This is a genomic window from Rhodococcus sp. NPDC003318, from assembly GCF_042879035.1.
GTDB lineage: Bacteria > Actinomycetota > Actinomycetes > Mycobacteriales > Mycobacteriaceae > Rhodococcus_G.
In genome coordinates this window covers 68,623-89,344 of record NZ_JBIAOU010000001.1, presented here as the reverse complement: position 1 = coordinate 89,344, position 20,722 = coordinate 68,623, and the positions used below count along the sequence as shown (strand labels likewise).

Below are 20,722 nucleotides of genomic sequence, written 5' to 3'. Positions count from 1 at the left end.
ACCGGTTCCGGATCCGGGATCGGGGGCGTCGGGGGCGGAGGAGTCGGCACGGGGGGCTGGGGTATCGGCTCGGGGACCGGTCCCGACCCCCGGCCGGGTCGCGGGGTCGCAGTCATGCGCCCCGGATGCCCAGCGTCGGTGCGGGCAAACCCGGGTCCGGGCCCGTCATCGCGCGGTGCGGGTGACCGGACCGGGTTCGATGCAGTACACCGCGTACGCCGCGTGGATGACCGGCTGGGCGACGTTGCGCACCCGCACCCCGCCCGGAGTGGTGCCCCGCTCGCAACCGGCGTGGGCGTGGCCGTGCACCGCGAGGTCGGTGCGGTGCGTGTCGATCGCCTCCCCGAGCAGATACGACCCGAGGAACGGGTAGATCTCCGGCGGTTCCCCGTGCAGGGTGTCGGAGATGGGCGCGTAGTGGGTGAGGGCGATGCGCACGTCGGTGTCGAGACCGGCCAGTGCCGCAGCCAGTTTCCCGGCCGCCTCCTCGGTGTGTCCGGCGAACGCCCGCATCTCCGGTTCGCCGAACGCGCTGGCGCACTTGCCCGCGAAACCGCCGCCGAATCCCTTGACTCCCGCCACCCCGACGCGGGTGCCGTCGACGGCCACGGTCGCGGAATCACCTTCGAGCACGGTGATTCCGGAGTCCTGCAGCAGGACGGTGAGCGCGTCGACCTGATCCGAGTGGTAGTCGTGGTTCCCCAGCACCGCCACGACGGGCACCCCGAGCCCACCCAGTTCGTCGGCGCACACCGCGGCCTCCTCGGCGGTGCCGTGCCGGGTCAGGTCACCGGCCAGCAGCAGGAGATCGGCCTGGCGGGGCAGTCCCGTCAGCGCCGGACGCAGACGCCCGCGGGCGTCCTCCGCGAGGTGGACGTCACCGACCGCCGCCACCCGGATCATCACAGGTCCTCGTGTTCGACCGGCGCTCCCAGCCGCATGACGTGCACGTCGTTGCGGACGAGAGCCGACGGAAAGTGTTCCCACAGCACCACTTCCAACGCGTCCTTGCGGTCCTCGCAGGTCACCTCTCCGCTCAGGTACACCCAGCGGCCCCGCACGCTCACCCGGATACCGAGCTCACAGGTCCTCGGGTCCTCCGCGAACGCCCGCCGCAGATGGGCCACGACGTACTGCGGCAGCTCGGAGGCGTCGTCGCTCATGCGTACTCACTGTCCTCGACCCGGACGGCGGTGGTGGGCGTGCCCGACCCCTCGACGGTGCACGCGATGCCCAGCTCGGAGACCAGTACCAGGAAGGCCCGGGCATAGGCGGATCCGGCCACCTCCGTCGCCACCGTCGACCAGTCCACCTGTTCCCGCAGGTCCCGGGCGATCTGCAGCAGCGGCACGAAGTCGCACCGATGGGCGTCGAGGACGAGCAGTTTGTCGACCATCAGATCGGTGGCACTGATCACCAACGCCGCCGTCGGCCCGATGCGCATCCAGGTGGCACGGTCGAGGAGCTCGTCCCCGACGGGACGGCCGTTCGGACGGAACACGAGGTCGACCAGGACGGTGCCGTCGTACGCCTTGACCAGCCAGTCCTCCGGCGGGTTGCAGGCCCGCAGTCCCGCCTTCTCCAACGCCCGCAACGCGGGGGAGACGTCCTCCTGGGCGAGGAACACGTCCACGTCGTGACCGGTCGGCGGCCCGCCCCGCGCGTACACCGCGCAACCGCCCGCGACCGCGAACCGCATACCGGCGGCGTCGATCGCGGACACCACCCGGGTCAGGGTCCGGAGGATCTCGCGTTCACCCTCCGCCCCGGGGATCTCAGGGCTCCCACTTCCGGCAGCGATCTTCATCCCCGGCGGGTACCCGGGCAGGTTCGGCGGCAAACACCTCGGCGGCCCGTGTGTCGCACCGGGTTCCGGGGTAGACGCCCCCCATGGAGATCGGATACAAACTGTTCGCCGAAGCGTTCGGTCCGACCGAACTGGTCCGGCAGGCCGTCCGCGCCGAGGACGCCGGGTTCGACTTCGTCGAGATCAGCGACCACTACCACCCGTGGCTGGACAACCACGGTCACTCCCCGTTCGCCTGGTCGGTCCTCGCCGCGATCGCGGCACGCACGCGGCGGATCCGGCTGATCACCGGCGTCACCTGCCCGTTCCTCCGGTACCACCCGGCGATCGTGGCGCAAGCCGCCGCGACCACCGCGCTGCTGTCGGACGGCCGTTTCGCGCTCGGCCTCGGCTCCGGCGAACGCCTCAACGAACACGTCGTGAGCCGAGGCTGGCCGCCCGTCGACGTCAGGCAGGAGATGCTCCGCGAGGCCGTGGAGATCATCCGCCTGCTGTGGTCCGGCGGATTCCACTCCTACGACGGCAGACACCTGCACCTCGAGGACGCCCGCGTGTACGACCTGCCACCGGAACCACCGCAGATCCTGCTGGCCGCCGGGGGGGACGGCGGCGGCGCAACTCGCCGGCCGCGTCGCCGACGGACTGTTCGCGACCGACCCCGACGGCACCCTGGTCGACGACTACGCCCGGGCCGGCGGCGTCGGCCCCCGCTACGCCGAGGTGTCGCTCGCCTGGGCACCGACCGAGACCGAGGCCGCCGAGTCCGCGCGCACCCTTTTCCGCTTCGGGGCCCTCGGCTGGCCCGTCCAGGCGGAACTGCCGAACCCCTCCGGGTTCGAGGCGGCGTCCCGCTTCGTCGCCGCCGACGACATGCTCGCCTCGTTCGGGTGCGGCCCCGACGCCGATGCCCACGTCGCCGTAGCCCGACGCTACGTCGACGCCGGATTCGACCACCTGGTCCTGACCAACGCCGGACCGTCGCCCGACGGGTTCCTCGACTTCTTCGCGGACGAGTTGTCGTCCGCGGTCCGCGAACTCGCATGAGAAGGTTTGCGATCCGCGGCGGAGGGGAAGACAGACGCCGATCGGGCAGATCGAGCCCGCTCGTCAAGGAGGCCAAGTCATGATCATTCTCGGACTCATTCTCGCCATCGTCGGGTTCGTCTTCGGCATCACCATCCTGTGGACGATCGGACTCGTACTGCTGGTCATCGGCGTGATCCTGTGGATCCTGGGGGCGGCCGGCCACGCCGTCGGCGGACGCGCTCACTACTACTGACAGCCCCACACGCGGGTAATGTCCACCTGAACGGAGGCCGCCGTGGGGCCGTGGCGCAGGGGCACTGGAGGAGACACGATGGGACAGGGCACGACCGCATCCACCGCGCCGGTCGAGGTGAAGGTGTGCGCGGAGTTCGGTCAGCTGCCCGTCCTGCGAGCGGTCGCCGAGACCATCGCGGTGCTGGCGGACTTCAACCTCGACGACGTCTCCGACATCAAACTCGCCGTCGACGAGGTGTGCTCGCAGCTGATCAAGGGTGCAGTCGGCGGGGCCGAACTGGTCTGCACCTTCCGGGTGTCCGGGCTCACCCTCGAGGCCACCGCCCGAACCGACACGGTCACCGACACCGTTCCGGACGAACGCGGCTTCGGCTGGCACGTCCTGCAGACGCTGACCGACACCATCACCGTCGACCGCCGGCCACCCGAGCACGACACCACCGGACACCGCACCACCATCGTGTTCACCAAGACCGCCGGCGGCGACGCCTAGTGGCGGTGGCTCGGGGCCACGGGCCCGACGCGTCGAACTCGTACGACGATCTGGGACCGCTCTTCGAACAGATGAGCCGACCGCACGCCGACGTCGACGCGTTGCGCGAGGAGATCGTCACGCGCGCACTGCCCTTGGCCGAGCACATCGCACGGCGGTTCCGCGGCCGCGGCGAATCGTACGACGACCTGGTGCAGGTCGCCCGGCTCGGTCTGGTCAACGCGGTCGACCGCTTCGACGTCAGCCGGGGAACCGACTTCGTGTCATTCGCTGTCCCGACGATCATGGGCGAGGTGCGACACCACTTCCGCGACGTCGGGTGGGCGATGCGCGTTCCCCGCCGGATGAAGGACCTGCACCTCGAGATCACCAAGTGCGTCGGTGCGCTGTCCCAGCGGCTCGGCCGGGCCCCGTCGGCGAGCGAGATCGCCGCCGAACTGGACGTGCCCGTCGCCGACGTCGCCGAGGGTCTGCTCGCCGGCGGCGCCTATCACACGATGTCCATCGACGCGCCCGTCGGCGACCACGAGGACAACGCCACCCTGGTCGACACCCTCGGCGACGACGACCACGCCCTCGAGAAGGTCGACAGTTTCGTCACCCTCGGCCCGGCACTCGAACGCCTGCCGGAACGCGAACGCACCGTGCTGATCCTGCGTTTCTTCGGTGGCATGACCCAGACGGAGATCGCGGAGCGGGTCGGCATCTCCCAGATGCACGTGTCCCGGCTGCTCTCGAAGACACTCGCGCAGCTGAGGACCGAACTGCAGGGCGAGTGACCTGCAGGGCGAGTGACCGCCCGGATCACTCGGGAGCCGCCTCCGGCACCAGAGGCGAGTCCGGCACCAGCGTCGCCGCCACGTTGCCCGCGAGCGGGACGCCGTCGTCGAGTGTCCGGCCCACGGCAAGCCCGACCACCCGCACGGCGTCCCCGTGCTCGCGCAGGCTGCGCCGCTGCCACTCCGCACCGGTGCCGTTCGCGAGCTGCCTGCGCAGTGCGGAGCGGACGTGCCGGAACTCCCCCAGCTCGTCGAGCGCGTCGTGGACGTGCGCGACCAGGGCATCGAGCATGTGCGCGCTGGTGACAGGACGTCCGATTCGCGGGTCGATCGCGCTGCCGCACAATCCTTCTCGTGCCGCCAGCCACGTAGCCGCCCGCAGTGTGTCCAGCGGCACCGCGGGTACGGGGTCGCCTCGCTCGACCTCCCGGATCGCCGTCATCGCCAGCGCCCGGATCAGCGTCGCCAGCATCACCGTCTCGCCGACGGTGGCCTGCACGTCCGCGACCCGCAGCTCGACCGTCGGCAGATGACAGGACGGCCGGATGTCCCAGTACACCATCCGCTCGTCCATCAGCACCCCCGCGTCCACCATCGTCGCGACCGTCCGGTCGTAGTGATCGGCGGAGTCGAACAGCGGGGGAGGGCCGGACGCCGGCCACCGGGACCACAGAATCGACCGCCAGCTCGCGAAGCCGCTGTCGACCCCCCGGTGCACCGAACTGTTTCCGCCCAGCGCGAGAAGGGTGGGCAGCCACGGCCGGACGTGATTGCACACCTGCACCGCGGTCTCCCGGTCGGGTACGGCCACGTGCACGTGGCATCCGCACACCCCCTGCTCGATGGTCAGCACGCCGAATCGCTCCGCCATCCTCCGATAGCGGTCGGCGTCGGTGATCGGCAGCCGCCACGGTCCGACGAGGGGCGTGCCGACGGCGATCAGCCTGCCGCCGTGTCGCATGGCGGCCGCGGCCGCCGTCGACCGCATCCGCAACAGGTGCCCGCGCAGCGTCTGTGCGTCCCAGCACACCGGGGAGTTCGTCTCCACCTGGCAGCGGGCCAACTCCAGCTGCAGGTCCAGCCCCAGCTCGGCCGCCGACGCCGCCACGGCCGTGTTGAGCATCAGCGGGTTCCCGGTGTCGGGGTCGACGAGCAGGAACTCCTCCTCCACACCGATCGACGGCGCGGAGGACGTACCTCGTCGGGCCGTCACGCTGTCGGTGGTCGTGTCGTCACTCATACCGCGGTGTATGCCCAGGCGCCCGCGCCCGAAACAACCACCGGATGCGCCGCGCGGCACCGGCTCAGGCCCCCGACCCCACCTCGTGCAGCGACGAATCATGCACCGACAGAAGTGAACTCGAACCCTTCCGCCAGCACTCGAGCAGCCGCCGGGACAGCCGGTCCTCGAGCAGCGTGGTGGCCTGCACGCCGAACACGACGTCGCCTGCCAGTTCCGGCTCGGCAGTGACCAGGGCAGCCACCACGTCGTGCCGGAGCACCTGCTCGTGCACCGCGTCGGCCTCGACGTGTTCGGTGTAGAACCGCACACACTCCGCCGGTGCCTGCATCCGCTCGAGCGCGGCGACCAGGGCCCGGGCACCGGGCGGCGTCGTGGTCTCCGCGGTCGCGAAGTGACCGACCAACGCTCCCCGCAGTCCCCGGTGCAATCCGAACGCGGACACCAGGTTCGCGGTCGCCAGGGTCTCCGGCGGCACGTCGTCGAGGTAGCCGAGATAGCGGTGGTCCAGGTTCGCCGCCCGCAGCAGGTCCTCGAACAGCCGGGCATGCACTCGTTCCGGCCGGCCCCCGCCGAACTCGTCGAACTCGACGGCGACAAACGCCGCCTTCGCCGGGCCGTGCAGTCGAGGGATCGCCCACGCCAGGGGATCGGCTTCCTTGAGGTGGTAGATCGAGCGGTGCGCGAAGTACTCGCGCATCTGCTCCCACGTCCCGTGGTCCCTGAGGTGACCGGCGACGGAGTCGGCACCGGCCCGGGGCACGGTGACCGCGTCGAGTGCGGCCTCCGGATCCGTGCCGCCGGGTACCGCGGAGCGCAGGCAGGTCAGGAAGCGGCGTTCGGCCGCATTGCGCACCGCGATCAGGTCCGGGTCCCACTCCCATTCAGGATCCACGTCGCGGAAACCCCGGTAGTGCAGCTCGTAACACACCTGCAGCGCCAGCTGCAGGTCCCCGCCCAGCGGATCCGCGCGCCCCGTCTCCGGTGGTGCCGGCATCGACCCTGGAGCGCCGCCGGCGAGTGTGGAGATCACCGCCCACGACAGCGGGCCGCGGGGCATGGGCAGGGAAGGATGAGGTGCGGTCGTCACGAGACACCGGGTACCGCCCGCGACCGGGACCCAAACATCACCGGCCGTGCTCGTGCAGGCACAGCTTCACCGGGTGCGCAGCCACCACGGCCAGGCGAGCCAGGTGAAGCCGAACAGGGCCAGGGCGATCCCGCCCGCCGGCAACCCGAAGCTCGGACCGAGCACGGCTCCGACCGTCAACGTCACCACCCCGGCCAGTGCGATCCCGAGCAGGGCCATCCCGCCGAGTGCGCAGTGGTGGGCAGCGACGACGAGCGTGCCGATCCGATGCTGTCGGAACAGGATGCGGTGCATGCCCACCGGCGCCACCAGCAGCAGGGTCGCACCGGCCGCGCACAGCATGGTCGCGAGATAGATGCCGCGTTCGACGCTCGTGAGGAGGTCGAACTGCGGTTGGAACGGCAGGATCAGGAGGAATCCGGTGAGCAGCTGCACACCGGTCTGGGTGACCCGCAGTTCCTGCAGGAGGCTGGCCCAGTTGCGATCCAGCCGTTCGGTGGGGGTCTCGTTGCGTGCCAGCCGGTCCCAGTCCTCGTCGATCTCCGGATGCGCGACCGGCGCCGCGCCGGGCCCGTCATGGGACCGGGGGTCGTCGTCTCGCGTGCGCCGCATCGGGCACCTGTCCTCTGTGGTTCTCGACACCGGTGGTGTCAGTGGTTGCGCAGCGTGTCGATGAGTTCTCCCTTGTTCATCGACGAGTAGCCGGTCAGTCCGATCTCCTTGGCGCGCTTACGCAGTTCCGGGACGGTGCGGTCCTCGTAGGACTCCCCGTGACCGCCCTTGCGGCCCACGGAACTGCGCCCCCGCGCGGCGGCGGCATTCGAGATGCGCGCGGCCTTCTCCTTCGAGTTGCCCTGCTCGCGCAGCTCCTCGTAGAGTTCCTGGTCCTTCAGATGTGGATCCGAACCCTTCTTCGGCATCTGTGACCTCCTTCGGGTGTCGCGTGTGTCGTCATTCGCCCCCGGCCGGATGCCCGCCGGAGCGCGGGTCAAACACACTCAGGCCGGCACCGAACCGGTGTCGCGGTCCCAGGCCCGATGCCCGGCCAGTGCGTCGGCGAATTCACCGAACAGGGCGGTGGGCAGCGCGTCGGACGCGGCGGCCGAGGAGATCACGCCGTGCGAGACCACGACGTCGACGCCGTCGGCGAGCGGCTCGTCCACACCGGCGGCGCGCAGCAGGTCCAGTCCCACCCCGAATGCGGCGACCGGTTTCGCATGCCGGTACGCCTCGGTGACGAAGTGCACCGCCGCACCGTCCGCGGCGAGCGTGGCGACGGCCGCCGGTCCGCACGGCACGATCACCCCGTCGTAGAGCACCGAACCCATCGTGTTGATCGCCCGGTCGACGACCACCGATCCCCCCGACCCGCCCAGGAGGGTGCCCTCGGTGGGGCCGAGAAGTTCGGTCGTGACGCCGACCTCGTTCAGCGTCTCCTGCAGGCGGTGGACGCCCACGACGTCGACACCGTCCGCGACCAGCACCGCGACCCTGCGGGTGGCAGGATCCCCGGCCGCGCTCCGGCCGAGTTGGGACAGAGCAGGGGAGCGTTCGCCGTCCTCGTCACCGGAGACCGGACGCGGCGGCGCGACACCGATCAGCGGCGCAACCCGCTGGGCCAACCGGGAGGAGATCCGGTCGAGGTGGTCGACGACGCGGACGCGTACGTCCCCGTCCCGCACCTTGCCGAGTTCGAACCCGAAGGCCGCGACGATGTGGGCGCGCTCCGTCTCGGACATGCTGTGCCAGAACAGTCGGGCCTGACCGTGATGATCGGCGAAGCTCTCGCTGCGCATCCGGACCGTCTCCCCGTCGACCCGTTCGGTGTAGTGCCGGAAGACACCCTCGTCCGCCAGCGCAGGACAGCCCCCGCCCAGGGAGTTCTCGGAGTAGGCGGCGACACCGCGCGGCACCCGGTGCTGGCCGTATCCGTCCTGCTGGTGGGTGCGGACGTCGGCGAGCGGCCGGTTCACCGGAAGCTGCGCGAAATTCGGGCCGCCGAGCCGGATCAGCTGGGTGTCGAGGTAGCTGAAGTTGCGGGCCTGGAGCAGGGGGTCGTTGGTGAAGTCGATGCCCGGCACCACGTTCGCGGTGTGGAAGGCGACCTGCTCGGTTTCGGCGAAGAAGTTGTCGGGATTGCGGTTGAGCACCATGCGACCGACCGGGAGCACCGGGACCCGCTCCTCCGGGACCAGTTTCGTCGCGTCGAGCAGGTCGAACGGGAAGGCGTGCTCGTCCGATTCCGGGATCAACTGGACACCGAGTTCCCACTCCGGGAACTGCCCCGACTCGATCGCGTCCCACAGGTCCCGGCGATTGAAGTCCGGGTCCTTGCCCGCGATCTGCTGGCACTCCTCCCACAGCAGCGAGTGCACGCCCAGTGCCGGGGTCCAGTGGAACTTCACGAACGTGCCGCGGCCCTCGTCGTCGACGAAGCGGAAGGTGTGCACGCCGAAACCCTGCATCATCCGGTAGCTGCGGGGCAGCGCGCGGTCCGACATCAGCCACATGACGGCGTGCAGCGTCTCGGGCTGCAGGGCCACGAAATCCCAGAAGGTGTCGTGCGCGGACTGCGCCTGGGGGATCTCGTTGTGCGGCTCGGGTTTGACCGCATGGATCAGGTCGGGGAACTTGATCCCGTCCTGGATGAAGAACACCGGGAAGTTGTTGCCGACCAGGTCGTAGTTGCCCTCGTCCGTGTAGAACTTCGTCGCGAACCCGCGGACGTCGCGCACGGTGTCGGCGGACCCGCGCGAACCGGCGACCGTGGAGAACCGCACGAACACCGGGGTCTCCCGGCCCGGGTCGGTCAGGAACCGGGCCGCCGTGTAGCGCGCCAACCGGTCGTCGTACGGCCGGAACACCCCGTACGCCCCCGCACCGCGGGCGTGCACCACCCGTTCCGGGATCCGCTCGTGGTCGAAACGGGTGATCTTCTCCCGGAAGTGGAAGTCCTCGAGCAGCGTCGGGCCGCGCTGTCCGACGGTCAGCGAATCGTCGGTGTGCGCCACCCGGACACCCTGGTCGGTGGTCAGGTGACCCGACTCGCGTTCCATCCGCGCGGCGTCGAGCTGCCGGTCCTTGCGGTCCCTGCCGTCACTTCCGGGGATGTCGGCGTTCTCGGGCGTGCCCACCATGGATACCTCCTCGATCGAGTGGTGGCCGGACGATCACTGACTCGGTTGCGGCAGTTGACATTCCGTCACCTTCGGATTGACGCCGACGTAGTTGAGCGGCCCCGCCAGCACGGTGAGGGCGATGGTGCCCGCCCCGGCGCAGTCACCGGGCTCGTTGCCGAAGTACCCGCGTTGACCGGCCGCCACGGCACCGATGACCAGCCACACCACCACGAGGAGCAGGATGATTCTCACGGCGCACCTTCTTCCTATCCTCCGGGGTGCGTGCCCCGGAGGCGGCGTGCCGAAACACCTCAGCCGGCCGACCCGGCTTTGCTGCGAGACCTGGTGGCGCGCTTGGCGGTCGACTTCGCCGGCCGACGCTTCGAACTCGACGACGCCTTCTCCTTCCCGCTCTCGTCCCGGCCGGCCCGGGTGGATTCGATGCTGTGCGACAGCGCCTCGAGCAGGCTGGTGACCTCGTCGTCGGCCGTCACCGCCGAGGCCGGCTGCTCGACGGTCTCGTCGCCCTCGATCTTCGCGTCGACCAGCGACCGCAACGCCTCCCGGAAGTCGTCGTGGTAGTCACCGGGTTCGAAGACCGGTTCCGACATCGCCTCGATCAGGGTGGCGGCCATCTTCATCTCCTTGGCGCTGACCTGCGGCGAATCCCCTTGCAGGAAACCGAAATCCGGGTCCCGCACCTCGTCGGGCCACAGCATCGTCTCGATCATGATCACGTCCCGGTACACGCGCAGCAGCGCGAGGGATTCACGCTGCCGGATCGCGATCTTGGTCACCGCCACCTGCCCGGACTTGCTCATCGCATCCCGCAACATCAGGAACGGCTTGACCGCCGACTTCTCCGGTTCGAGAAAGTAGCTCCGATCGAAGTACACCGGATCGACCGACTCGATCGGGACGAAGCGGAGCACCTCGATCGTGTGGGCACTGGGCAGTGGCAGGTCGTCGAGATCCTTCTCGGTCAGCACGACCACCTTGCCGTCCTCCGTCTCGAAGCCCTTCCCGATCTCGTCGTACGGGACCTCCTTGTCCTCGGCCTCGCAGAACCTGCGGTGCCGAACCCGGCTCCCGTCCTCGACGTGCACCTGATGGAACGACAGGTTCCGGTTCTCGGTCGCCGAGTACAGCCGAACCGGGATCGCGACCAGCCCGAACGCCACCGTGCCCTTCCACATCGATCGCATCGCCGCCCGCCTCCCTTCCGGTGTCGAGTTCCCCCTCGCAGCCCGGCCATGCGGGTGGTACCCGCGACGGCAGTCCCCGAAACCGTCCCCGGCTCACCGGCGGCGGCCCACCTCCCACGCGGCAACCTGCGCACGCGAGGTGAATCCGAGCTTGGCGAGAATGTGTTCGACATGGCCGTCGACCGTACGCCGGGAGATGACCAGGACCGCCGCGATCTCCTTGTTCGTCAACCCCTGCGCCACCAGCGCGGCCACCTCGCTCTCCCGTCGGGTCAGGTCGACCGGCCCGGGTTCCGCGGTCGGTGACGCCCCGGTCGACCCGTCTCCGAGCGCGTACGCCGCGGCGGTCGCGAGGTCGAACGCGGCCCCGGTCGACCGGGCCACCTCGAGCCGCGCCCGCGACAGTTCCGCGCGCACCTGTCGCTCGCAGTCGTCGTGGTGCTCGAGCAGGGTCGGGAACGCGACCGTCGAACTGTCCGCCAACTCAGCGACCCGCTCGGCGGCGGCCATCAGCGTCGCTGCACGCGCCATGTCGCCGGCACCGGTCGCCACCCACGCCAACCCCTCGATGCACATCGCGGCCATGTACGGGTCACTGCGCGCACGGGCCAGCCGAAGTCCTCGGCGCAGAGCGTCGTCCGCACGCTCGAACTCACCGCGCTGCCACTGGGCGACCCCGATGCCCTCGAGGGCGTACGACTGGTACACCTCCTCACCGCAGCCGGCGGTCACCACACGGGCCTTCTCGAACTCGGGAACCGCACCGACGCTGTCGCGGTCGAGCCCGTGAGCCCACCCGAGCTTGAGCCGGATCTCCACCTCGACCCGGGGATCCCCGACCTCGACACAGGTGCCGAGCGCCTCCGTCAGGAGCGCCCGCGCCCGCGGGAAATCGCCACTGCACTGCGAGTAGAAACCCTCAGCGTGCGCCACGCACCCCCGAACAGACGGATCATCCGTCCCCTCGGCCACCCGACGCGCCCGCTCGACCAGCGACCGACCCTCCCCGAGCTCGCCCTGGAGACCGCCGAGGGTGATGGCGTTGCTGATCGCGACGACGACCTCGGCTCCGTCACGCACCGGGTCCGCGGGCAGGCCCAACGCCTGCGCGATCCATCGGCGCCCCTCGGTGAACATGCCGCGGGCGAGCCAGAAGCGGAACAGCGCATTGACGAAACGCAGCGAGACACCCGCACCGCCCCGCTCGGCCATCCCGAACGCGAGAGCGTCCCGCAGATTCGGCAGCTCCCGCGCGAGCGCCTCGATCGCGTCACGCTGCCGCTCGCTGAGCCAGGCGTCGTCGGTGGCGATGGCGAGACGACGACACCAGTCGCGGTGCCTCCTGCGCCACCGCTGCGCGTCGCCGGCCTGCTCGAGCCGGTCGCACCCGTAATCCCGGATCGTGTCGAGCATCCGGAACCGCACCGTGCCGTCCACCTCGTCGCGAATGAGTATCGACTTGTCCACGAGCGCCGAGAGCGCATCGAGGACGTCGAGCGGCGCGAGGTCCGGTGCCAGCACGGCCTCCGCCGCGGCGAGCTCGAAACTGCCCGCGAACACCGACATGCGCGCCCACACCAGACGCTCCGGCTCGGTGCACAGTTCGTAACTCCAGTCGACGGTCGACCGCAGGGTCCGCTGCCGGGCGGGGGCCTCCCTCGGACCGCGGGTGAGCAGCGCGTACCTGCGGTCCAACCGGGCCGAGAGTTGCTCGAGCGACATGGACCGCAGGTTCGCCGCCGCGAGCTCGATCGCCAGTGGCAGCCCGTCCAGGCCCGCACAGATCCACTCCACCGTCGCCCGGTTCTGCTTCGTCACCTCGAACTCCGGCACCGCGGCCACCGCACGTTCCGAGAACAGGGTCAGGGCGGCGTCCTCCGTGGACACCCCGGTCGTGGACACCCCGGTGCCGTCGCGCCGCGAAAAGGGCAACGGCGGAACCACGAACAACGATTCACCGACCACGCCGAGCGACTCCCGACTCGTCGCGAGAATCCGCAGACCCCGACATCGCCGAAGCAGCGGGTCGACCAGAACGGCGACCGCGTCGACGACATGTTCGCAGCTGTCGAGAACGAGCAGCAGCTCACGCTCGCCGAGATACTCCGCCAACACCTCGAACGTGCTCCGTGGCGTCCGGGTCCGCAGCCCCAACACCCCGGCCACCACCTCACCGACCAGCGCTCCGTCGTGCAACTCCGACAACTCGACCAGCCAGACACCGTCGGAGAACGCCGAACGCGCCTGTTCGGCCACCCTGGTCGCCAACCGGGTCTTGCCGGTCCCACCGGTACCGGTCAACGTGACCAGGCGGAAGGACCCCAACCGATTCTTCGCCTCTGCCACCTCCGAGCGCCGGTCGACGAAACTCGTCAGTTCGAGCGGAAGGTTGCCGTCTCTGGCCGAGGCGCTCCGAACCCGGGTCAGTCGGTGCGGGGCCGTGATCACGTCCCGTCGGGCGAGGGAACGGTCGTCGTCGTTCATGGGTGCCTGCGATTCGCCAGCGCGCCGTCCTTGCCCACCCAGCATATGGCCGGGCACCGAACACCGTCGGGAGTTCGGCAGCCGACCTCCCACGACGGGCGTCCGCAGCCCGGGTCAGGGGGACACGAGTACCGACGAATCCGCGTCGGTGTCGCCCTCCGGCGCCACGGAATAGGCGATGTGGCCGCCCAGAGCGGCGCTCGCCGTCGCGACCGCCAGTCCCAGCCCGCTCCACGCCTGCGCACGCAGACCGGCCGAATTCCGGCGCAGACGGAACGAGCGGAGCATGGCCCCCGCCGCGACCACATTGGCTCCGGCGTGGACCAACCCGGCGCGGCGGTCACGATCACCACGCGCCGCCCAGTCCGCCCACCCCGTCACCGCCGCGACCGGAAAGGCCGCGATTCCCACACCGATGAGCCGACGAGCAGCACGGTGGTCGCGCAGCGTCAGATCCAGAACCACCGCGGCCGTCCACGAACCGACCGGCAGGGTCACCAACGCGGGATGAACGGGATGCCCGAGCCACGAGCCGCGCAGCAATCCCGCCACCACCGGGTGTCGATCCAGCAGCCCCGCGATGCGATCGCGGAGCGGGTCACCGACGCGGTCCAGCCCGGTGACGGAGTCCGGTCTCGACAGCAGATCACGCACAGTCATGCACGGGCCGTACCCACCCACTCGCCACGCCAAACCGGGAACGGGAAGTTGGACGGTCGGTCCGTGCGGGCGCGACACCGCGCGTGGTACGAACGAGGAGCGAAATCAAGCCTGTGGACGCGAGGTCCAGGACCCGTGGGACTCGAGGTCCAGGAGAGGAGCAGGCGATGAAAACAGGCAAGCTCGCAGCGGGAATCGCCGGTCTCACCCTCGGCGTGGGACTGGTGACCGGATGCGACTCCGACAACGAGCCCACCACCCCCGAGGCACCACAGATGTCGATGGTCAATCCGAGTGACGACCACGAGGGCACCCACGACGAGGGGGAGGCGAGCACACCGGCCGGCGAAGCGTCCGTCCTCGTACGGGACTTCGCGTTCACCTCACCGGTCACCGTCCGCGCGGGCGCCGAGGTCTCGATCGACAACCAGGACGGTGTCGAACACTCCGTCACCTCCGACACCGCGGGCGCCTTCGACGAGGACGTCGACGGCAACTCCACCGCAACCTTCCGGGCGCCCACAACTCCCGGGACCTACCCGTTCCACTGCCGCTACCACCCCGAGATGACCGGAACACTCGTCGTCCAGTGAGATCCCGCGGCACCGCTCTCGCGGTGACCTTCGATCACGGACATTCGATCGCGATGACGCGAACACTGGTGCTCGTGCCCCCGGTGTGACGACCATGTGCACGTGACCATCCTCGACCACCCCGTCGCGCACCTCGGTGCCCGCGGCTCGATCGCCGATGCCGTGGGAAACCCCCTCGTCCCGCTCGCCCGGGTCACCGAGGACACCTACGCGACCGTCCACGCGATGTTCGAGTGCCGCGACCCCCGCGACACCGGACCGCAGATCTGGCGCCAGACCGGCGGCCGCGTCACACACGTCGTCGACGGCATCGGCACGTGGGGAACCGTCACGGGCACCGGCGAATTCCTCGCCGAGGTGACCGGCGGCACCGTCACGGTCATCGGCGCCGCCCCCGAGAACTCCGCAGGTCGCGCCGGTCACACCTGGTACATCGAATCCGTCGGCCACTTCCCGCACCCCCTGGCCGAAGCGGAGCGGTGGCCCACCGTCGTCGACCGACTCGAGCGCATCGCCGATGTCGAAGCCCTGACGGTGCTGCACCGCCTCGCCCGAGAGGAGGGACTGCGCCTGGGCGGATCCGCCGGCACCGCGATCGCCGCGGCACTGCGCGTCGCACGGACCCTGGGGCCGGAGGACGTGGTCGTCGTGATCGTTCCCGACGCCGGGCGAGCGCAGTCGAAGTACTACGACGACGCGTGGCTGGGCCGCCTCGGATTCCCGCTCTACCGGGGAACGCCCGGACCGACGGTCGCCGAGATGCTCGTCGGCCGCGGCACGGCACCCCGAACGGTGCCCTCCACCGCCACCGTGGCGCAGGCTCGGGACGTACTCGCCGACACCGACGCACTCCCCGTCGTCCTCGCTGCCACCGGTCACGGGCCGACCGTGGTCGCCGAGATTCTCGGGTCGGTGTCGGCCGCCGTACTCGCCGGCGCCGCCGACACCGACCCGGTCGAGTCGCGCCTCGAACCGCCCCTTCCCGTCGTGGGCGTCACCGAGGCCGTCGCCGCAGCCACCCGTCGAATCGGCGACCACCGCGGCCCCGTCGTCGTGGCCGAGAACGGGCGCGCCGTGGGCCTCGTCGCCGCCGACGTCGTACTCTCCTCGACGACCACCGGATCCGCTGCTCCGCGAAAGGACGCACGATGACGCTGCACGTACAGGAGTGGGGCACGGGAACCCGCGTCGCGGTGCTGATCCACGGACTCGGCAACTCCCGTGACTCCTGGTGGCAGGTGGGCCCGGCCCTCGCCGACCACGGCTACCGGGTTCTCGCCGTCGACCTGCCCGGACACGGCAGCAGCGCACCACTCGACCACTACAGCAGCGAGGTACTCGCCGCCTCCGTCGTCACCTCCGTCCCGCACCGACCCGCCCTCGCGATCGGCCACTCCCTCGGCGGCCTCGTCCTCGCACACGCCGTCGCGCAGTTACAGCCCGAAGTGGCCGTGTACGAAGACCCGGCCTTCTCGCCGTCGCCGGATCCCCGAGTGGCCGAACGCTTCCGCGCCCAGAAGTCGTGGACGATCGCAGACCTCGAACGCGAACATCCCCGCTGGAACGAGCGCAGCCTACGCAACAAACTCGACGCGCTCGCCGCCTGGGACCCGACGATCGTCGACGACTTCGGATCCTTCAGCGCCGCGCCGGTGGACACCGCAGCCGTCCCGTCGGTCCTCGTACTCGCCGACCCCAGCCACCTCGTCCCGCCGGCGCACGCCGACGACCTGGCAGGTCGCGGATTCGGGATCGAGGTCGTGCCCGGCTCCGGACACGTGATCCACCTCGACGACCACGCCGGCTTCCTCGACGCACTCGCCCGTCGGGGGATCGTCGCGACGGGCGCGCCGACCCGCACCTGACCGGCGGGGGAGACCACGACGGCCACCCGGCCGGACCCCGGCGCCGCGTCGGCGAGAAGATGAACCATGCCCTTCACACTGCCCGCCGACACCGACGTCGTGGTCGAAACCGAGGTCAAACACTCCCGGTTCATCGCGGCCCTGCGTCGGGTCGACGGCCCGGGTGAGGCGCAGGACTTCCTCGACGTGCGGCGACGACTGTATCCCGATGCGCGACACCACTGCTGGGCCTACGTCACCGGCAACGAGCCGTCCGATCGGGCCGAACGGTCAGGTGACGACGGAGAACCCGGCGGCACCGCCGGCGTGCCGATGCTCCAGGTGCTGCGGGCCCGGGACCTGGTCGACGTCGCGGCCGTGGTGACCCGCTACTTCGGTGGCGTCAAGCTCGGCGCCGGTGGCCTCGTCCGTGCCTACTCGGGTGCGGTCGCCGCGGCGGTCGACGCGTCCCGACTGCTCGGCCGGCGTCGACTCGACCTGCTGACCCTCGACGTCGGCCACGACACCGCCGGTCGCGTCGAGGCCGACCTGCGCGCCCGCGGGGTCACCGTGGTCGAGACCAGCTACGGCGCGGTCGCCACCCTCACCCTCGCGACCGGGGAACCGGAACACCTCGCCGACACGGTCGCCGAGATCACCGCAGGGGGAGGCGAACTCGTTCCCGCAGGAGTGCGGTGGGTGGACGTCTGACCGGCGTGTCGCTGCTCACCGGCCGCAACCACCACCGTGTCGGCAACGGCCAGATCGCCGAACTCGCCAACGACTGGGACGGCTACTCCGGCCACATCCCCAAGTCGAGTGCCACGGGCGCCGAAGTGCTGCGCCACTACGGTTACACCACGGCGCCTTCGGCAAATGGCACAACACCGCGGCCGAGGAGACCACAGCGGCCGGACCGTTCGACAACTGGCCCACCTCTGCTACGAGTACAACCTCTTCATCCTGATGCGCACGAAAATGCGCTCGGCCGAACCGATTTCGCCAGGTCGACACAAAGTCGAGGTCGTCACCGAATACGCCGAGACGCGGCCGGGTGGCCCGCTGAACGTGCGCATGTCCGTCGACGGGCAGCAGGTGGCCGAGACCACGGTGCCGATCAGCGCCCCGCTGCTCTTCACCGCGAACGACTGCCTCGACATCGGCACCTGCCTCGGATCACCGGTCTCCCTCGACTACTTCGACCGGGCACCCTTTCCTTTCACCGGCACCATCGACAAGGTGACCGTCGAGTACACGTGATCGCCGTCGCCGCCGGGGGAGCGGCCTCAGCTCTTCGAGGCCGCCCCCGGCAGTGACGAGAGCCAGGCGTCGACCTCACGTTGCCCCGACAGCCGAATCACCGGCCGGCCCTGCGCGGCTCGCGCGGTCACCCGTTGCCGGGTCACCGGATGCTGCGTCCACGCCCACACCACGATGTTGTCCCGAGGATCACTTCTCAGCGACGACAACGGGTTCTCCCGGTTGCCGTGCCAGAGTTCCTCACGCAGCAGACCACGCCGTAGCGTGCGTCGGATCACCCTGCTCATCACGACGGGCCGGGAGTGGTCCAGCCCACCACAGCGTCGGCGCCTCCAGGCACGCCCGGGTCGGGCATGCCGTCCAGGCGTGACGTCCAGTTGCCGTCGATCACCCAACCGTCCGGGTGCCCGTCGGTGAATGCACGGATCCGCGATCGCGCCTCGAGGAGATCGCGATACGTCCAGTCGGCATCCCGGAAGACCGCATTCAGTTCGAGTCGTGGCACGTCCAGAACCTGCGATATCCGGTGCGCCAATCGGCTCTTGCCGGCTCCGGACGTTCCCACGACATGCAATCGGCGCGGCATCATCGTCGTGTCGACAGGAGAGTCTGCGGGCATGCACCGACTGTACGGACACGTCACCGGAAGTCGCAGTGCGCGGGTCACAGACGTGCGGGCACCCTTCGTCAATCCGTCACTGTGACGTATTGACGTGATGAAACCGGACGCATCAGCAGAGGGGTGAGAGGGATTATCGGCACTCGACCGGTGCTCGGCACAGCGATGCCGGCCACGGAGACCGACCCGACTCGACCCGATCCTGCAGCCGAGGAAGCGGCATGCCGGCGGCCGCCCGACGGCGTGCACCGTGAGTCGGCAGTCGTTGCGATGACCGGACAACACGACTCGACAAACACTCGACGACAGACGGACCAGTGAGACGCCCGGCCGACCGGGCCGACGCGGAATCCGGTTATCACCGCAGTTCTACGCCGCAACCCGATAAGGGACATTATGTCACTTTGGCTGACGGAGGCGGTCCCCGACGAACGCGGATGCCACGTGGCCGCACGAAAGGACAACGGGCAGCACAGTGCTCGAGCTGCGACAAGCCGCGGGATCGGCGTGGTCCGGCAGGCCGGCCACTCTTCCTCGAAGATCCCTGACGCCGCTGGACACGACACGCGTCGGACAGGTCGACATCGACGGTTCGTCGCGACACAATGCACGCCGGCACCTGGTCGTCGACAATCCGTGCGTTCGAACATCCGTGTGCCTGGACATCCGAGGGCCGACTGCGCACCGGAATCGACGACATCAGGGTTCACCTCCCCGTCGACACCGCGCCCGGAACCCCGTCCGCTTTTCATGGATAATTGCGATTATCCATGAAAACTACTGTGCAACAAGGCATCTCGGATTCGACGAGGTCGAGCGTCCACCGGCTCGACACGACACGACACGCACGGTACGCAGTACACTTCTGGCACACCTAGGAGGTGCGTGCATGTCGGCCAACCGTAACAACGCCCGGGACTTGATCCACGCGCTGTCCGACCAGGATCTCGTCGACCTGGTCGTCGACGAGATCGCCCGCCGCCCCACCCTGCGGCCGGTCCGGGACGATGTCACCGCCCTGCTGGCGATGAGTCCGGCGCTCGCCGCGCAGCACGAACGCGCCGTCACGAACCCCGCCGCGGCTGCGGTCGCGCGGACCCGGATCGTCACCTCGGCGATCGGCGCGATCGTCGAACAGCACGAGATGCACGACTCGACCACCGTGAGCCGTGTCCTCGGCAAGGCCGCGACCAGCCGTAACACCGCGAGTCGGCTCGCCGCGGCCGGGACGGTCGTCGCGCTTCCCGCGTCCGGTCACAAGCTCTATCCCGCGTTCCAGTTCGATCCGGCACGGCAGCGGGTGCGCCCCATCGTCGCCGAACTCAACCGGCAACTCGGCGCCCGGACCGATCCGTGGGGTGTCGCGTCGTGGTGGCTGAGCCCCACCGCCTTCGCGGACGATCCGCGCTCGCCCGCCGAACTCGCCGTCGCCGGCGGTCACGACCAGGACCTGCGGGACATGGCCGACGACCTCGCCGCGGACTGACGGGCGTGGCATCCCCCTACCCCCATCCGCCCACACCCCTGCCCGCCGCCCTGGTCACCACCATCCCGGCCGGCACCACGATGTGGCGCATCCATGCCACCTCACGCGGCGCCACCGACCTCAACCCGACACCCAGTCCGCGCGTGCGCAGGGGTGGGCGGTTCGACAGCCTCGACGGCAGCTACGCCTACACCTATCTCGGCGACAGTCCCGCCGCCGCGGTTGCGGAAACCCTGTGCCGCACGCTCCCCGTCGACCAGTCACCCCGCCTGATCCCACGTGCCCAGATCGCCGACCGCGTCCTCAGCGAAGCGACCGCCACCCGCGACGTCTCGGTCGTCGATCTCACCGGAACCGGCGCCGCTCGGATCAACGCGGGAATCTGGCTCACGAAGTGCGACCCCTCCGGCTACCTCGCCACCCGCACGTGGGCGGCGGCGATCCTGGCGGCGAACCCGGGCGTCGACGGGATCCAGTTCCGGCCCCGCCACGACGAGAACACGCTGTCGTGGCTGCTCACCGGCCCCGCCACCACCGCGCGTCATCCCGCCCTCGCATCCGTCGGGGGCGTCATCCACCTCGACTCCCCCGCCGGCCACCACCTGCTCGGCGCGCTCTTGACTCCACACAACGCCGCGCTCGGACCCTGACGACCGGGCTCCGGCCACCGACGACCGCCTTCCGGCAGCGACCACGCGAGGAGGCGGACCGCCTCGGCGAGCTCCGAGGCGCGTCCACGGTCGAGGTGGAGTTCGGCGACAC

At 70.0% G+C, this 20,722-nt stretch carries 23 protein-coding genes and 3 pseudogenes; 12 read left to right on the top strand and 14 right to left on the bottom strand.

Features of this window, described 5'->3' with window-relative positions:
• Positions 1 to 165: 165 nt before the first annotated feature.
• Genes ACFYVR_RS00445 through ACFYVR_RS00435 form a run of 3 tightly spaced genes read right to left on the bottom strand, consistent with a single transcriptional unit; the run spans position 166 to position 1,807 of the window.
• The gene (locus ACFYVR_RS00445; protein ID WP_387468632.1) at positions 166 to 903 is read right to left on the bottom strand and encodes a metallophosphoesterase; all 738 of its coding nucleotides are present in this window, start codon (positions 901 to 903) and stop codon (positions 166 to 168) included.
• On the bottom strand, positions 903 to 1,163 hold the full coding sequence (locus ACFYVR_RS00440) for a BON domain-containing protein (RefSeq protein WP_387468631.1): 261 nt from the start codon (positions 1,161 to 1,163) through the stop codon (positions 903 to 905). Before ACFYVR_RS00440 ends, ACFYVR_RS00445 begins: the two co-directional genes overlap by 1 nt.
• A complete protein-coding gene (locus tag ACFYVR_RS00435) occupies positions 1,160 to 1,807 on the bottom strand; it encodes a hypothetical protein (RefSeq protein WP_387468630.1) in 648 nt (215 codons plus the stop codon). The genes ACFYVR_RS00440 and ACFYVR_RS00435 overlap by 4 nt, the downstream gene beginning before the upstream one ends.
• 83 nt (positions 1,808 to 1,890) lie before the next feature.
• On the opposite strand from ACFYVR_RS00435, the pseudogene ACFYVR_RS00430 reads away from it, so the two are divergent.
• From ACFYVR_RS00430 to ACFYVR_RS00415, 4 genes and pseudogenes are all read left to right on the top strand, one after another.
• A pseudogene (locus tag ACFYVR_RS00430) lies at positions 1,891 to 2,851 on the top strand (TIGR03557 family F420-dependent LLM class oxidoreductase).
• A 79-nt stretch (positions 2,852 to 2,930) separates the two neighbouring features.
• The gene (locus tag ACFYVR_RS00425) at positions 2,931 to 3,086 is read left to right on the top strand and encodes a DUF6131 family protein (protein ID WP_387468629.1); all 156 of its coding nucleotides are present in this window, start codon (positions 2,931 to 2,933) and stop codon (positions 3,084 to 3,086) included.
• 78 nt (positions 3,087 to 3,164) lie between these two features.
• Positions 3,165 to 3,581: an ATP-binding protein gene (locus ACFYVR_RS00420; protein WP_387468628.1), complete on the top strand. Its 417-nt coding sequence runs from the start codon at positions 3,165 to 3,167 to the stop codon at positions 3,579 to 3,581.
• A gap of 71 nt (positions 3,582 to 3,652) precedes the next feature.
• Complete coding sequence (locus ACFYVR_RS00415) at positions 3,653 to 4,360, top strand: SigB/SigF/SigG family RNA polymerase sigma factor (RefSeq protein WP_387468627.1); 708 nt, start codon at positions 3,653 to 3,655, stop codon at positions 4,358 to 4,360.
• 25 nt (positions 4,361 to 4,385) lie between these two features.
• On the opposite strand, the gene ACFYVR_RS00410 is transcribed toward ACFYVR_RS00415, so the two are convergent.
• The 9 genes from ACFYVR_RS00410 to ACFYVR_RS00370 all read right to left on the bottom strand — a co-directional run bounded on the left by ACFYVR_RS00410 (position 4,386) and on the right by ACFYVR_RS00370 (position 14,158).
• Positions 4,386 to 5,600, bottom strand: a complete 1,215-nt coding sequence (locus tag ACFYVR_RS00410; RefSeq protein ID WP_387468626.1) for a glutamate--cysteine ligase — start codon at positions 5,598 to 5,600, stop codon at positions 4,386 to 4,388.
• Positions 5,601 to 5,664: 64 nt separating this feature from the next.
• Positions 5,665 to 6,690 (bottom strand): iron-containing redox enzyme family protein, encoded by a 1,026-nt coding sequence (locus ACFYVR_RS00405; protein WP_387468625.1) that lies wholly within the window; start codon positions 6,688 to 6,690, stop codon positions 5,665 to 5,667.
• Between the two features lie 66 nt (positions 6,691 to 6,756).
• Positions 6,757 to 7,302: a DUF6328 family protein gene (locus ACFYVR_RS00400; protein WP_387468624.1), complete on the bottom strand. Its 546-nt coding sequence runs from the start codon at positions 7,300 to 7,302 to the stop codon at positions 6,757 to 6,759.
• A gap of 38 nt (positions 7,303 to 7,340) precedes the next feature.
• Positions 7,341 to 7,610, bottom strand: a complete 270-nt coding sequence (locus tag ACFYVR_RS00395; protein WP_387468623.1) for a Rho termination factor N-terminal domain-containing protein — start codon at positions 7,608 to 7,610, stop codon at positions 7,341 to 7,343.
• 78 nt (positions 7,611 to 7,688) lie between these two features.
• Positions 7,689 to 9,827 carry a catalase gene (locus ACFYVR_RS00390; protein ID WP_387468622.1) on the bottom strand — a complete coding sequence of 713 codons (2,139 nt, stop codon included), beginning with the start codon at positions 9,825 to 9,827 and terminating at the stop codon, positions 7,689 to 7,691.
• Positions 9,828 to 9,860: 33 nt separating this feature from the next.
• Positions 9,861 to 10,061, bottom strand: coding sequence for a hypothetical protein (locus ACFYVR_RS00385; RefSeq protein WP_387468621.1), 201 nt, complete (start codon positions 10,059 to 10,061; stop codon positions 9,861 to 9,863).
• A 59-nt stretch (positions 10,062 to 10,120) separates the two neighbouring features.
• Complete coding sequence (locus ACFYVR_RS00380) at positions 10,121 to 11,014, bottom strand: Ku protein (protein WP_387468620.1); 894 nt, start codon at positions 11,012 to 11,014, stop codon at positions 10,121 to 10,123.
• A gap of 93 nt (positions 11,015 to 11,107) precedes the next feature.
• A complete protein-coding gene (locus ACFYVR_RS00375) occupies positions 11,108 to 13,498 on the bottom strand; it encodes an ATP-binding protein (protein WP_387468619.1) in 2,391 nt (796 codons plus the stop codon).
• A gap of 114 nt (positions 13,499 to 13,612) precedes the next feature.
• Positions 13,613 to 14,158 carry a DUF2231 domain-containing protein gene (locus ACFYVR_RS00370; RefSeq protein ID WP_387468618.1) on the bottom strand — a complete coding sequence of 182 codons (546 nt, stop codon included), beginning with the start codon at positions 14,156 to 14,158 and terminating at the stop codon, positions 13,613 to 13,615.
• A 167-nt stretch (positions 14,159 to 14,325) separates the two neighbouring features.
• Here ACFYVR_RS00370 and ACFYVR_RS00365 point away from each other — a divergent pair, with 167 nt between their 5' ends.
• From ACFYVR_RS00365 to ACFYVR_RS00340, 6 genes and pseudogenes are all read left to right on the top strand, one after another.
• The gene (locus ACFYVR_RS00365; RefSeq protein WP_387468617.1) at positions 14,326 to 14,751 is read left to right on the top strand and encodes a cupredoxin domain-containing protein; all 426 of its coding nucleotides are present in this window, start codon (positions 14,326 to 14,328) and stop codon (positions 14,749 to 14,751) included.
• 102 nt (positions 14,752 to 14,853) lie between these two features.
• Entirely contained in the window at positions 14,854 to 15,903 is a 1,050-nt protein-coding gene (locus ACFYVR_RS00360) for a pyridoxal-phosphate dependent enzyme (RefSeq protein ID WP_387468616.1), read from the top strand.
• Complete coding sequence (locus tag ACFYVR_RS00355) at positions 15,900 to 16,616, top strand: alpha/beta fold hydrolase (protein WP_387468615.1); 717 nt, start codon at positions 15,900 to 15,902, stop codon at positions 16,614 to 16,616. Before ACFYVR_RS00360 ends, ACFYVR_RS00355 begins: the two co-directional genes overlap by 4 nt.
• A 66-nt stretch (positions 16,617 to 16,682) precedes the next feature.
• Positions 16,683 to 17,306 (top strand): IMPACT family protein, encoded by a 624-nt coding sequence (locus ACFYVR_RS00350; RefSeq protein WP_387468614.1) that lies wholly within the window; start codon positions 16,683 to 16,685, stop codon positions 17,304 to 17,306.
• Positions 17,306 to 17,532, top strand: a pseudogene (locus ACFYVR_RS00345) (sulfatase-like hydrolase/transferase); the annotation flags it as partial. The gene ACFYVR_RS00350 and the pseudogene ACFYVR_RS00345, both read left to right, overlap by 1 nt.
• Positions 17,529 to 17,855, top strand: a pseudogene (locus ACFYVR_RS00340) (arylsulfatase); the annotation flags it as partial. The pseudogenes ACFYVR_RS00345 and ACFYVR_RS00340, both read left to right, overlap by 4 nt.
• Positions 17,856 to 17,881: 26 nt before the next feature.
• On the opposite strand, the gene ACFYVR_RS00335 reads toward ACFYVR_RS00340, so the two are convergent.
• Together ACFYVR_RS00335 and ACFYVR_RS00330 are read right to left on the bottom strand one after the other, a co-directional pair.
• Positions 17,882 to 18,133 (bottom strand): hypothetical protein, encoded by a 252-nt coding sequence (locus ACFYVR_RS00335; protein WP_387468613.1) that lies wholly within the window; start codon positions 18,131 to 18,133, stop codon positions 17,882 to 17,884.
• An 8-nt stretch (positions 18,134 to 18,141) separates the two neighbouring features.
• Positions 18,142 to 18,360 carry a hypothetical protein gene (locus tag ACFYVR_RS00330; protein ID WP_387468612.1) on the bottom strand — a complete coding sequence of 73 codons (219 nt, stop codon included), beginning with the start codon at positions 18,358 to 18,360 and terminating at the stop codon, positions 18,142 to 18,144.
• 1,003 nt (positions 18,361 to 19,363) lie between these two features.
• Here ACFYVR_RS00330 and ACFYVR_RS00325 point away from each other — a divergent pair.
• Together ACFYVR_RS00325 and ACFYVR_RS00320 are read left to right on the top strand one after the other, a co-directional pair.
• Complete coding sequence (locus tag ACFYVR_RS00325) at positions 19,364 to 19,960, top strand: hypothetical protein (protein ID WP_387468611.1); 597 nt, start codon at positions 19,364 to 19,366, stop codon at positions 19,958 to 19,960.
• A gap of 5 nt (positions 19,961 to 19,965) precedes the next feature.
• Complete coding sequence (locus ACFYVR_RS00320; RefSeq protein ID WP_387468610.1) at positions 19,966 to 20,610, top strand: RES family NAD+ phosphorylase; 645 nt, start codon at positions 19,966 to 19,968, stop codon at positions 20,608 to 20,610.
• Positions 20,611 to 20,722: the final 112 nt, after the last annotated feature.

What these genes read in the sequence shown, in the direction of transcription:
- ACFYVR_RS00415 (WP_387468627.1), top strand. Translation starts at nt 3,653, where the DNA reads ATGAGCCGACCGCACGCCGACGTCGACGCGTTGCGCGAGGAGATCGTC.
- ACFYVR_RS00350 (WP_387468614.1), top strand. Translation starts at nt 16,683, where the DNA reads ATGCCCTTCACACTGCCCGCCGACACCGACGTCGTGGTCGAAACCGAG.
- ACFYVR_RS00400 (WP_387468624.1), bottom strand. Translation starts at nt 7,302, where the DNA reads ATGCGGCGCACGCGAGACGACGACCCCCGGTCCCATGACGGGCCCGGC.
- ACFYVR_RS00440 (WP_387468631.1), bottom strand. Translation starts at nt 1,163, where the DNA reads ATGAGCGACGACGCCTCCGAGCTGCCGCAGTACGTCGTGGCCCATCTG.
- ACFYVR_RS00435 (WP_387468630.1), bottom strand. Translation starts at nt 1,807, where the DNA reads ATGAAGATCGCTGCCGGAAGTGGGAGCCCTGAGATCCCCGGGGCGGAG.
- ACFYVR_RS00395 (WP_387468623.1), bottom strand. Translation starts at nt 7,610, where the DNA reads ATGCCGAAGAAGGGTTCGGATCCACATCTGAAGGACCAGGAACTCTAC.
- ACFYVR_RS00410 (WP_387468626.1), bottom strand. Translation starts at nt 5,600, where the DNA reads ATGAGTGACGACACGACCACCGACAGCGTGACGGCCCGACGAGGTACG.
- ACFYVR_RS00370 (WP_387468618.1), bottom strand. Translation starts at nt 14,158, where the DNA reads ATGACTGTGCGTGATCTGCTGTCGAGACCGGACTCCGTCACCGGGCTG.
- ACFYVR_RS00325 (WP_387468611.1), top strand. Translation starts at nt 19,364, where the DNA reads ATGTCGGCCAACCGTAACAACGCCCGGGACTTGATCCACGCGCTGTCC.
- ACFYVR_RS00375 (WP_387468619.1), bottom strand. Translation starts at nt 13,498, where the DNA reads ATGAACGACGACGACCGTTCCCTCGCCCGACGGGACGTGATCACGGCC.
- ACFYVR_RS00390 (WP_387468622.1), bottom strand. Translation starts at nt 9,827, where the DNA reads ATGGTGGGCACGCCCGAGAACGCCGACATCCCCGGAAGTGACGGCAGG.
- ACFYVR_RS00365 (WP_387468617.1), top strand. Translation starts at nt 14,326, where the DNA reads ATGAAAACAGGCAAGCTCGCAGCGGGAATCGCCGGTCTCACCCTCGGC.
- ACFYVR_RS00425 (WP_387468629.1), top strand. Translation starts at nt 2,931, where the DNA reads ATGATCATTCTCGGACTCATTCTCGCCATCGTCGGGTTCGTCTTCGGC.
- ACFYVR_RS00420 (WP_387468628.1), top strand. Translation starts at nt 3,165, where the DNA reads ATGGGACAGGGCACGACCGCATCCACCGCGCCGGTCGAGGTGAAGGTG.
- ACFYVR_RS00445 (WP_387468632.1), bottom strand. Translation starts at nt 903, where the DNA reads ATGATCCGGGTGGCGGCGGTCGGTGACGTCCACCTCGCGGAGGACGCC.
- ACFYVR_RS00380 (WP_387468620.1), bottom strand. Translation starts at nt 11,014, where the DNA reads ATGCGATCGATGTGGAAGGGCACGGTGGCGTTCGGGCTGGTCGCGATC.
- ACFYVR_RS00355 (WP_387468615.1), top strand. Translation starts at nt 15,900, where the DNA reads ATGACGCTGCACGTACAGGAGTGGGGCACGGGAACCCGCGTCGCGGTG.